The sequence below is a fragment of the Spirosoma radiotolerans genome, from assembly GCF_000974425.1.
In the GTDB taxonomy this organism is placed as follows: domain Bacteria; phylum Bacteroidota; class Bacteroidia; order Cytophagales; family Spirosomataceae; genus Spirosoma; species Spirosoma radiotolerans.
In genome coordinates, this window is sequence record NZ_CP010429.1 from 2,028,264 (window position 1) to 2,039,878 (window position 11,615).

An 11,615-nucleotide genomic window follows, 5' to 3' on the forward strand; every position below is an offset into this window, starting at 1 on the left:
CTGGTTAGTTAATTCTAATACTATAACCTAATAACACGACTACATTTTTCAGTCTGTTCATCCATTCTTATTTTGACCTTCCAGCTACTTATGCAGCCCTCTACACTGGCTACCCGCTTATGGATTATTTTTGGCGCCATTACCGTTGCACTTATTGGCTGCATCCAGTTTAGTAAAGGGCTGGGGATAGAGTATGGGCTAATTAGTGGAGTTGCCTTCTTAGGCTGGTGCCGTTGGTCAACTAAATCGGTGCGTTACCAAGTAGACCTTGTGCCGTATTATATCGGTTCCATCGTGTGTCTATTGATCTTAAATACGATCCGATATGCCACTCACGCCCATGAATTTATCCAGCTTATTTATCCCTTTGGGGGCCATTCGTCAGGCGCCAGCGGGTATGCCAACTGGTTTTTGCCCCAAGTGTGTCTACCTGTCTCCGGATTGCTGATTGGTGGTTACTTGCTCAGTAAGCGACAACGAATCGGCCTTTTCTTCGCCTGGTGGGGCTTTTTATTTGGTGTAGCCGAATCGCTGCTTCAGTTTATCATCGACTTGACTCATCCAGCCAGCTACCTGCCTCTTTATATCGTGGGGACACTGACGGCGATGGGCCTGTTTTACGTCAGCGCTTGTGGACTGCTTCGATTGAGTAAACCAAAAGTGGGCAATAGACCCAGTATCGAACAGGCAAATCCTTTAACGACTCGTCAAATCAATCTATGGTCAATGCTATTCATCAGCTTTATGGCAGTTTATGCTGTCACCTTGTATGTTCAGGCGGGACTTTTACCCGTCGGAGTCATTATGGGCTCGATGATGGGTGGACTGATTGGTTGGCGTAAAACGACCGCCCGCTACTGGGTAGATCCCTATCAGTTGGTACCCTTGTATTTACTGCTACAAGCGCTGTTTTATATCCATGTGGGAGAAGAAGTACTGACCCACTTTAATCAGCAAATTACGGCTCTTTCCGGACATGCCTGGCCGGATGAGGAGTTTAACTACCTCATCACTCTGGTCGGTCCAGCTATTTGGGTACTAGCGGCCTATAGCCTTTGGCGTGGCCAAGCCTTTGGCCACTTCATTCTCTGGTTTATGATCGTGGGTATGATTCTGGGTGAACCTACCCATATTGTAGTTTTCCCGGTGGTTCGTCTGCTTCGGCAGGGCGGGGGGTACACCTACTTCTCAGGCATGTATACAGCGTTATTCCCCATGATACCGGCTATTCTCGCGCTCTTCAGAATTGTAAGTGAGACCAAGAAACAATCATCTGATATCTATGAGAAACAGGCTTGATCAAGCTATAATACAGAGTTTCCTGCTATTTGTCATGGTCAGTGCCCCCTGTTGGGGTCATGGCTTTGGGGGCAATGGCCTGCTTCACCCACTGACGGGACCAGACCATGTGCTGGCTATGCTGGCCGTTGGCATCTGGAGTGCTCAGGTAGGGGGCCTAGCTCTGTACATGGTGCCCGGCTGTTTCTTGGGCATGATGGTGGTAGGGGGATTAGTAGGTCTTTGTCAGCTTGTGGAGCAATCGAGTGAGTTGATGATTGCCTTATCCGTGCTTGTAGTAGGGGGAGCCATTCTATTGGATAGACGTATATCTGGCTGGATTACCAGTGTAGGAGTAGGATCGTTTGGTTTTAGTCATGGCTTAGCACATGGCCTGGAAATGAATCAGACGGTGACACCGATAACTTATATGATTGGTTTTTTGATTACCACGCTGGGCCTTCACCTGATCGGGGCCGTGGGCGCTTTGTTGCTCCTGGAAGACAAGCATGGCCGCCGGTACATACAGCTGCTGGGTGCCGGAATAGGGCTACTTGGCGTTTGGTTATTATTAAAATAAACTTAACTCCGACTGGCCAACTCTTCACAATGTGCCGATCAATTGATAATCAACCATATGTAAACCAAGTCGCCAAAACTACCTTTCCTCTACGTCTCCTTAAACGCTCATTTATAAAACAAAGGAACGTTCATGTGTCTAGTATAAAAATTTGGGCGTATAAAAAGATCAAGCTATCATCAATTACATGCCCTTTCAACCCTGTGACGTGTTCAGTGAAAAGTAGCAAGCCCTGTTTTAGTAGTCCACTGAGTTAAAGTATGCTAACCTCAATGTTCAGTTAAATCTAGCCGCTCTTTTGACAGGTTCAGCCACTTTCTTAATTAGTATTTACTACGACTTGGAATTTCCTGTTTGCTATTTTATTGGTAATCCTCATCTCTAGGGGCCGTGTAACTGTACTGAGTCTAATACCAATCCACCTGGAGGCTTAGATACACAGGAAGCCGAGCCTTTTGACAATCTAACTCATTATGTCAAGGCAAATCTGTGGAGCCTGCCGCCACGCTGGCTGTCGAAGCAGTAGGGAAGATTACGCTCGTGAATTATGGAAAGTAACTACAACAGAAAAGTAAGCTTGAAAAATGATATAATGAATATTAAGCCGAAGGCATATAATGTCGTGTCTACAAGATAGATAATCGTTTTTTGTTCACCCATGATTTCATTACAGGTTAGAGCTTAGCCTGTACTTAATGGTATTTTAATCTTTTACGAGAGTATAGGTTTTAGTATTATTCTTTATTAATTTATTTAAAGTAATCATCTTTAATAAGAGAAAAACTTTAGAAATTAAATAAACTCTTCGTATTTAATTCTCAGCCGTTTATACCAGAATGGCTTATAGAGCCTGTTTTAAAAAGCATTAAAATTTTAAAGGATTTTTTAATTAATTCTTTAGGATGTCGTGAAATAATGGAATGATGAGCGGTATAACTAGTTGTCTATGAGTATTTTCTGCAATAAATCTGGACTTTGTCTGGGCACAGAAAATCGCGACTTAGTTCTACATAGTTTGCTATACAATTTTACTTTTTTACATCTTAACTCACAAAACGTATGAAAATGACTATACAGAAATGCATCTGTAGAATTGGCAGGTTTACGCAGTTTATTCTGTTAAATGTTTTATTGTCAAAACTACTCATTGTGAACGCTGGTGTTCCTACTCAAAGAACGACAGCAGATATACTTATTTCCGGAAAAGTTATCGATTCGGAAACTCAAACAGCAGTGCCGGGGGTGAACATTATTATTAAAGGAACCGGGACCGGAACAACAACAGATACAGAGGGAAATTATAAAATTTCTGTGCCAAATACTTTGGCAACTTTAGTATTCAGCTTTGTCGGTTATGTCAGTCAGGAAGTAAAAGTTGGAAACCGGAGCACGGTCAACATTACGCTGGTATCCGACGCAAAAGCCCTCGGTGAAGTCGTGGTTATTGGTTACGGCACAGTAAAGAAATCTGACTTGACTGGGGCGGTAGCGACGATCAAAGGAGAGGAGCTGATGGACAAACCCGTACCCAACGTCTCGCAGGCATTGCAGGGAAAAATAGCTGGGGTTGAGGTCAGCGTAAACAGCAACGCACCCGGAGCAGCCGCCAAAGTACGGGTTCGTGGTTTAGGGTCGATCAACTCGAACATCGACCCGCTCTACGTTGTCGACGGCGTGATTGGGGTGGATGGCAACTCCATTAATCCAAATGACATTGCATCACTGGAAGTACTGAAAGATGCCTCGTCAACGGCAATTTATGGGGCGCGGGGTGCCAACGGGGTTATTCTGATTACTACCAAACGGGGCCGGTCAGGCGCTGCCCGTGTTACGTATTCCGGCGATGTAAACGTGAGCGAACTGTACCGTCATGTCAAAACGCTGAATTCGGATGAGTTTGTCCAGGTCTATAATCAGGCGTTCGCCAATGGCAGCAAGTTCGACCCCAACGGCGCGACCTGGACACCCCTGGCTCCGCTCGACCACGCTCATTTTCCACTGCTGTTCGACACGAACAACAAGCCTCTGTATAACACCAATTGGGAAAAAGAAGTCTACAAGCCTGCTTTCTCCCAGAATCAGAATCTGAACATTCAGGGGGGGAACGATAAAACCGTATACAGCCTATCACTGGGATATCTGGATCAGAATGGCCTGATGATCAACTCCGGTTTTAAGCGGTACTCGGTTCGGTTAACGCTCGATAACAACGTTAACAAATGGTTGAAAATAGGTGGTACTGTTTCCGTTATCAACAGCCGGCAAAAGGTAGTTTCGGATGGAAACGGTGGCTTGAACGTTCCCCGCGCTGTTACGGAAGAAGTGCCGATTGTACCGGTAAAATACCCGGATGGTACCTGGGCGGGTAATAATGACATTGCTGGTCTGGAAGGAGCCCCTAACCCGGTCAATACGGCCACGAATCGGTACACGCTCAATAACACGCTGCAGGCGTTGGGCAACGTATATATGCTGTTCCACATCACTAAAGACCTGGACTTCAGAACGGATTTGGGCTACAACGTAAATTACCAGAAAAACAACTTCTTCTCTTCTCAGAACCTGCCGCACATCTCGGCGGATCAGGGTGGGATTGCTGGTATCACCAACAACTCGACCCAGTATTGGCAGTCGGAAAATTACCTGACCTGGAACAAAACCATTAATGAGCATCAACACCTGACCGCCTTGCTGGGAGCCTCCTGGCAGCAGTATAACCAGGAAACCAACTATGTTGAAACCCAGAACTTTATCGACGACATTTTTCAGTGGCACAACCTCGGCTCGGGTTCGGTAAAAAGTTCATCGACCTCCTCGGATTACCAATGGGCCATGAACTCCTACTACGCCCGGTTGAGCTATAACCTCAATGAGAAGTACTTATTTACGGCCACTGGCCGCTACGATGGATCATCGAAATTCGGGGCCAATAATAAATATGCCTTTTTCCCATCTGCCGGAGCCGCCTGGCGCGTATCGGAAGAGGATTTCCTGAAAGGCAACAAAACCATTACCAATTTAAAAGTACGGGCAAGCTACGGCTTATCGGGTAATCAGGAAATTGGTCAGTACCGCTCCATTGCGCAGATTCAGCCGACCAACACCATATTAGGAGGCACCCAGCAATCGGCCCTGTTGCCTAGCTACCTGGGTAACCCCAATCTGAAATGGGAAAAATCGCAGCAATTCGACGCGGGGGTGGAACTGGGTATCGGCGAGGCCATCAACCTGACCGTTGATTATTACAACCGGGTTACCAAAGACCTGTTGTTGCAGGCGCCCATCCCGTGGTCGGCGGGTGAGCAGAATGCCAATGTCTACCAGAATATCGGCTCGGTCCGAAACTCGGGTATAGAAGTAAGCTTGAACAGTACGAACATCCGGAAAAACAACTTTACCTGGACGAGCAGTGTCGTTTTTGCGTCGAACAGGAACCGGATTTTAAAGCTCAATAATGGCAATGCAGATATTTTTCCCGGTCCTAATTTTCTAGGTCAGACAAACATTCTGCGGGTGGGCGAGCCCATTGGATCTCTGTGGGGCATGACCCGGCTGGGTACGTACGGTTCCAATGAGGCTGATGAAGCCGCCAAGCACAACCTCAAGCCCGGCGACCGGAAGTATATCTATAATGCCGATGGCAGCAACTACTACAGCATCATTGGCCGCACAACGCCCAAATGGACGGGCGTACTGAGCAACACCTTCAAGTACGGCAACTGGGATCTCACCGCCGATATCCGCTTTGTGCAGGGTATCAACACGGCGGCCACGTTCAAGCATTCTACCGAAGATCGGCAGACGCTGGCAAACAGCCTGGCCACCGTGCTGGATGCCTGGACACCTGACCACCAGAATACCATGATTTCGCAGGTGCGTAACTACAAATTTGCGCAGGATTCGCACTTCGATACGTGGTGGGTAGAAGATGGCTCGTTTATTCGTGGGCAAAACTTTGTACTGGGTTACAACTTTGCCAATTCTGCCTTACAGCGGTTGAAAGTGAATCGGCTGCGGGTCTATGCGAGTGTACAGAACCTGTTCATCATCACCAAGTACAGCGGTTACGATCCGGAGGTGGATACGTTCAATGCGGGGTACGGATCAAACAGCGCCTTTTCGCAAAACCTCGATTTCTTTTCCTATCCCCGGCCCCGCGTCTGGAATCTGGGCGTAAACCTCACTTTTTAACTTTCTTTACGAAACGTCATGAAAATAGTCAGATATAGTTTAGTCGTCCTTGCCCTGCTGACAATGGGGGGCTGCAAAGAGTTCTTACAGGAAAATCCAACCGGGTTTATTTCACCCTCTTCCAATGTTTCGAGCGTAAAAGTTGCCCGTGCCTACGCCAATGCGGGCTATGCTAGCCTGCAGGGTTTTCTGTCTGGCCAGCCCGCGTCCTATGGTGGTAATACCTGGAACCTGCTGGAGTTTGTGACCGGCAAAGTCAATAGCGATTTAGGGCAGACCGGGTTTGCTACGTTTCAGAAGCTGGCCTACAACAACTCGTCCTTTTATTTTGATACCTGGTGGCAGCAAATGTACCTAGGGATCGGGAACTGTAATCTGGCCATTCAGAGCATTCCCTCGATCAATGCCAGTGGACTAACGGACGAGCAGAAAACGAATATGCTGGCAGAGGTGCATACCCTCAGAGCCCTGTATTATTTTCAGTTGGTGCGCATGTACGGGGCGGTACCGAGTGTAACCAGCACACCTACCGATTTGAATCTGAATGTTCCCCGCACACCGGCGAAGGACATCTATGATAAGATCATTATTCCCGATTTGCTTCTGGCCGAAAAATCGACGCTACCCTGGCAGGATAATACGGGGAAGGTGTCGATGGGCGCTGTCGAATCGCTGTTAGCTGATGTATATCTGACCTATGCGGGTGCGGCTATCAACGGTGGCGCGCAGTTTTACGCCGAATCGGCAAAACGATCGCTGAATGTGATTCAAAACGGTGGCTATACCTTATTCCCAGAATACACAGATATGATAAACCCGGCCAATAAGAACCTGGGCGAATTTATTCTGCAGGTACAGTATGCCGCCAGCGTTCCATCCATTAACCCGCTGACGCCCCTCACGATTCCCAACTATTCGGGCATCTCGAAATATGCTGATGAATACGGGTCTGTGTACCCGACGGATCAGTTTATGAAGTCGTTCCCGGCGGGCGACAAGCGGGCGCAGGACCGGCAGTTTGTATACCGGTCCTATCCCAGTCTGAAAACGGGCGAGACCGTAACGTTCAGAAACACGTACATTTATAAGTGGTTCGATGTGAACGCGGTAACGAATACGGCCAAGTCCGACCTCAATTATACACTGTACCGGCTGGCCGATGTGTATCTGATGTATGCCGAAGCATCTAACCGGGCCGAGGGCTCACCTAATGCGAAAGCAGTTGATTACGTCAATAAAATTCGTGCCCGCGCCAAACTGGCGCCAATCGGTGCATTGAGCCAAACCGCTTTTGAACAGGAGGTGTGGTTGCAGCGCTATTTTGAGTTGTGCTTCGAAAACAAGATGTGGTTCGACATGATTCGTACCCGTAAAGTACACAATGACGTGACGGGTAACTGGGACGATTTTGTGGGGCACAGAACGGTGTTCGACGCTACATTTACCGAAAAGAATCTGCTCTTTCCTGTGCCTCTTCAGGAGTTGAACGTAAACCCGAACCTGTTGCCTAATAATACCGGTTATTAGGTAACCTTCAGGGAAATCATTTCTGCTAAATCGTCAGGGGTATGTTCAGTAACGAGCGCACCACTGATGATTTAATAGAAATGACTTCCCCTGAATCTGTTGCCAGTAGTAGGCTTTCTCCTTTTTTAGCTTCTCATACATTAAGAAACGTTATTGGGTCAACTAAAAAGCAACTCATCATGACAGATATCGTGCAACTTCTCGTCGACGAGTTTACCGGTTTTTTTGGTATTCGCCATTGGATGGAGATGTTCCGTTCGGGCGATTACCAGTCGTTGCTTACCTGGAAGGGCCTCCAGTCGGCTCTTTCTCCACTGATTCCGATCCTGTTACTGATCGAACTGGTTCGGGGAGGTTTGTACCGCACCTTTAAGGTGGAAAATTATAAGATGCCCTTTTTGATCTACATTGTCAACCGCTTTATTTCCCGGTATCTCTCCATTGGCGCAGTGGCTTATTGCATCGGCTTATTTGAAGGCCACGGTTTGTTGAAGGCTGACCTTACCTGGTACTGGTTCATCTACGGGTATATCGTTTGGGAACTCGCTCACTTTGTCTACCATTATCTGGGCCATAAAGTGCGGCTATTTTGGTGCCTGCACTCTACTCATCATGCACCGGAAGACATGAACCTTTCGGTTACGTATGCTCACTTTTTTCTGGAGGCTCCTTACGCTGATATCATCCGGACTACCATTTGTCTGTTACTCGGGGTGACACCCCCACTTTTGTTTCTCATCATGTTCATTGATGGGACCTGGGGTGCTTTTATCCACGTAGGCGAGAACCTCCTGAAAGACGGTCGGTTGGGTTTTCTCAATAAAATCTTGCTTACTCCCTCACACCACCGCGTGCACCATGCCAAGAATCCGCTTTACATGGACACTAACTTTTGTAATTTATTGCCTATCTGGGACAAAGCTTTTGGAACATTACAACAGGAAGAAAAGGAGTTAAAAATTGAATATGGCATATCCCGTCAGATCAGGCGGGGTCATTTTGGAGATGCTTATTTCGGGGAGTTCTATGCGCTGTTCATCGATATAAAGCGGGCTCCTGGCCTGGTAAATAAGTTCTTATACATCATTATGCCACCTGGTTGGAGCCATACCGGCGATCACAAAACGGCGAAAGTGGTTCGACACACGTATCTTCAGCAAGCTACCGGCGAGCCTGCGGCTCCTGTCAGCTGACCCGCTCTACTGGGTTGTTTAACCGGATGGCTTGTTATAATAACTGTCAACCACTACCCTTAACACTCGGGTCAACTCGTCCTTTTAAGTTTAGATGTTATTCTTAACAGAGGTTTTCTAGTATAAGAAAGGCTGTTAAACTAATGGAATTTGAGCTACGCCTTATTTACGAAACTTATATCAAAAATCAATGTGCCTGATTTTTACGTCAAACGGGTACTAGATACAGATTCAAAACGCCTAGCGTACTTTTTGTCCCGTTACTACGAAAAAAACCGTTTGTAGATAATATACGTGTAATTCCACACGCTTGAAAAGTCTCTTATCTACTGTAATCACACTTGTTGGCTAAGTCAAGAAGCTATGAAAGCGGTAGAAAACTACGAGTTAGGCCTTCTGGTCACCTGCTCGAAGATGACTCAGCCCATGGCAAAGCTGTAGGCCATCAACTTGCCCTGTAGCAGAAGAAGCTGGAGATTAAGCAGCCAGCGGTTGAGATTGTCCGAGTTCCGAAAGGGGTTTATTCAGTCAACCACCCCACCAGATCAGATTGGTACAATCCGGTTTCGTCTTCACCCGATAGCTGACCCATAGGTGTGACTCAGGTCGCCCAGTTTAAGAAAACCTTAACGACCCTCAGCGAGGGCCACTGGGCAAACACCCAAAGCAAGCAAACTTTTTGGCAAGCAATACCGAGTGAAATAGCGGCCCAAATCATCCATTTCCAAGGTGGGGCTGGTCCTCGGGTTCCGGAGCATCAACTTGAAGCTTACCTACAGGCCCGGAATTATCTTCAAGAAACAAGGATAGCCATCTCATTACGGTGTTGATTATGTTTGGGGAACGCCTTTGTACCAACATGGCTCAATACTACTTATGCCAACGAAAACGTACGGGCTATCCCAATAAGCTTACTTACCACTACGCGACAGATGAATTGGAAACCGATGTCCTTCCTAAAACCATAAGTCAAGGGTTTTTGGACGGTTCGGTTGGCACAATCAGCTATTCGACTCAATTAGTATATCGACGGACCCCTTGATGATAAGGGAACGATTGATTCGTAGCCGACAAGGTATTTTACTAACTAATCTTACCGCCTATGAAAGCTTTCACTATCATTTTGTTCTTGTTCAGTTTATTCGGCTGTCACAAGAATCCGCTAGTGCCTCAAGAGGTTAAAGCCACCCTCACTGGCTATCTGGTTAGCCCCGATGACTGTAACAGCGGCCTGGTCATGTATATGCTGCAAAAAGGGGCGTTTTTAAAACGCCTTTATTTTAGCGAGATTACCAATAAATGTCACAAACGTGAGTCATTTGTACTATATTTGTGACATGAAAGGGACGAAGGAAAAATTGATTGAAGCGGCAGTTGTTGCCCTCAACCGAGATGAATCGGCCACCATTGAACAGATCGCTGCCGTGGCCGGAGTGACCCGACGAACGGTACATCGCTATTTCAACGACCGGAGTACATTGGTGCATGAATGTAAACAAACGATGCTCCGAGTTTGCAATCTCAAAATGACGGAGGCCTACCAAAGTAGTCAGCAACCCGCCCTTCAGCTTGAAAACATGTTCTATGCCGCTTTGGAAGTAGGAATTCAATATTCGTTTGTCAAAAAACTCTTCAAGCGCAATCAGTACACGGATCTGGTTGACAAACATGAACTGGCCTATGATGATGTGAAAGCCAACTGGTTTAAGTTAGTCGAGCGCCTTCAGCAACAGGGAGCCATTGATAAAAAGCTATCCATTCCCTGGATCTACAATTTGTTTGGCGGTATGGTCGACATCGCTATCGACGCTCAGCAAGCAGGCGACGTGGCTCGCAACGACATTAAAACATTTTCGTGGACCTCATTCAAAGGAAGTATTGGCCTTCAATAACCAGCCATCCAACGTATGCAATCAACCAACACAGCCGACAACTATGTCGATAACGAATTAGTCAAACAGCTTCCCGGTTTCACCAGCCACCACGTATTAGTCAATGACGTTCAACTGCACTATGTATCAGGTGGCCAGGGTAAGCCGCTAGTCCTCTTACCCGGCTGGCCGCAAACCTGGTGGAGCTACCACAAAATCATGCCCTTGCTGGCGGAGAGCTATCAGGTCATTGTGGTTGAGCTGCGCGGTATGGGAAGCTCGGATAAACCAACGACGGGCTATTCGAAAAAAGGCATGGCTAGTGATGTGTCGGCTTTACTCGACCAATTGGGCCTTGAGCGGACTTACATCGCCGGTCATGACATTGGAGCTGCCGTCGCCTTCAGCTTTGCGGCTCATTTTCCGGAAAAGACTGAAAAGCTGATTGTATTGGATACCCCTCATCCTGACGAGAATCTGTATAAGCTTCCCATGCTTCCGATTGGAGCGGGCGTTCATCCGTGGTGGGTCGCATTTAACCAAGTCCAGCATTTGCCGGAACAGGTGTTGGAGGGCCGCTTCAATCTGGTACAGGATTGGCTTTTTGACCAACTGCTGGAGGACAAAACGGCTATAAACTCGTTTGACCGGCAAGTGTATGCCCAGGCATATAACAGTCAGGACGCTATCCGTGCTTCCAATGGCTGGTATCAAACCTTTCCGGAAGACATTGCCGATATTAAAGACAAGCGTATTGAGGCACCCACCATTGGCATAGCTGGTCCAGCTGGCTATCAGCTGCTTTCTTATGTGCTACCTTCTTACATTGATCAGTTGGAATTAAAGGAAGTAGTAGGATCAGGCCATTTTGTGCAGGAAGAGAAGCCCCTTGAAACGAGTCGTTTCATCCGCGATTTTTTGGGCTAGCCAAGTCATTAAACAATCGATAACTAGCTTGTTGGGATGTGCGTATTG

7 protein-coding genes are annotated in these 11,615 nt (G+C 47.1%); all 7 read left to right on the forward strand.

What is annotated here, in order from left to right:
- Positions 1 to 90 precede the first annotated feature (90 nt).
- Positions 91 to 1,299, forward strand: a complete 1,209-nt coding sequence (locus SD10_RS08080) for a hypothetical protein (RefSeq protein WP_046573340.1) — start codon at positions 91 to 93, stop codon at positions 1,297 to 1,299.
- Positions 1,283 to 1,858 carry a HupE/UreJ family protein gene (locus SD10_RS08085; protein ID WP_052731124.1) on the forward strand — a complete coding sequence of 192 codons (576 nt, stop codon included), beginning with the start codon at positions 1,283 to 1,285 and terminating at the stop codon, positions 1,856 to 1,858. Before SD10_RS08080 ends, SD10_RS08085 begins: the two co-directional genes overlap by 17 nt.
- A 1,065-nt stretch (positions 1,859 to 2,923) precedes the next feature.
- On the forward strand, positions 2,924 to 6,049 hold the full coding sequence (locus SD10_RS08090; RefSeq protein WP_082111725.1) for a SusC/RagA family TonB-linked outer membrane protein: 3,126 nt from the start codon (positions 2,924 to 2,926) through the stop codon (positions 6,047 to 6,049).
- An 18-nt stretch (positions 6,050 to 6,067) separates the two neighbouring features.
- The gene (locus SD10_RS08095) at positions 6,068 to 7,576 is read left to right on the forward strand and encodes a RagB/SusD family nutrient uptake outer membrane protein (protein WP_046573341.1); all 1,509 of its coding nucleotides are present in this window, start codon (positions 6,068 to 6,070) and stop codon (positions 7,574 to 7,576) included.
- Between the two features lie 179 nt (positions 7,577 to 7,755).
- Positions 7,756 to 8,769 (forward strand): sterol desaturase family protein, encoded by a 1,014-nt coding sequence (locus SD10_RS08100; RefSeq protein ID WP_046573342.1) that lies wholly within the window; start codon positions 7,756 to 7,758, stop codon positions 8,767 to 8,769.
- Positions 8,770 to 10,106: 1,337 nt separating this feature from the next.
- Complete coding sequence (locus tag SD10_RS08115) at positions 10,107 to 10,661, forward strand: TetR/AcrR family transcriptional regulator (protein ID WP_046573345.1); 555 nt, start codon at positions 10,107 to 10,109, stop codon at positions 10,659 to 10,661.
- A gap of 15 nt (positions 10,662 to 10,676) precedes the next feature.
- Positions 10,677 to 11,567: an alpha/beta fold hydrolase gene (locus tag SD10_RS08120; RefSeq protein ID WP_046573346.1), complete on the forward strand. Its 891-nt coding sequence runs from the start codon at positions 10,677 to 10,679 to the stop codon at positions 11,565 to 11,567.
- Positions 11,568 to 11,615: the final 48 nt, after the last annotated feature.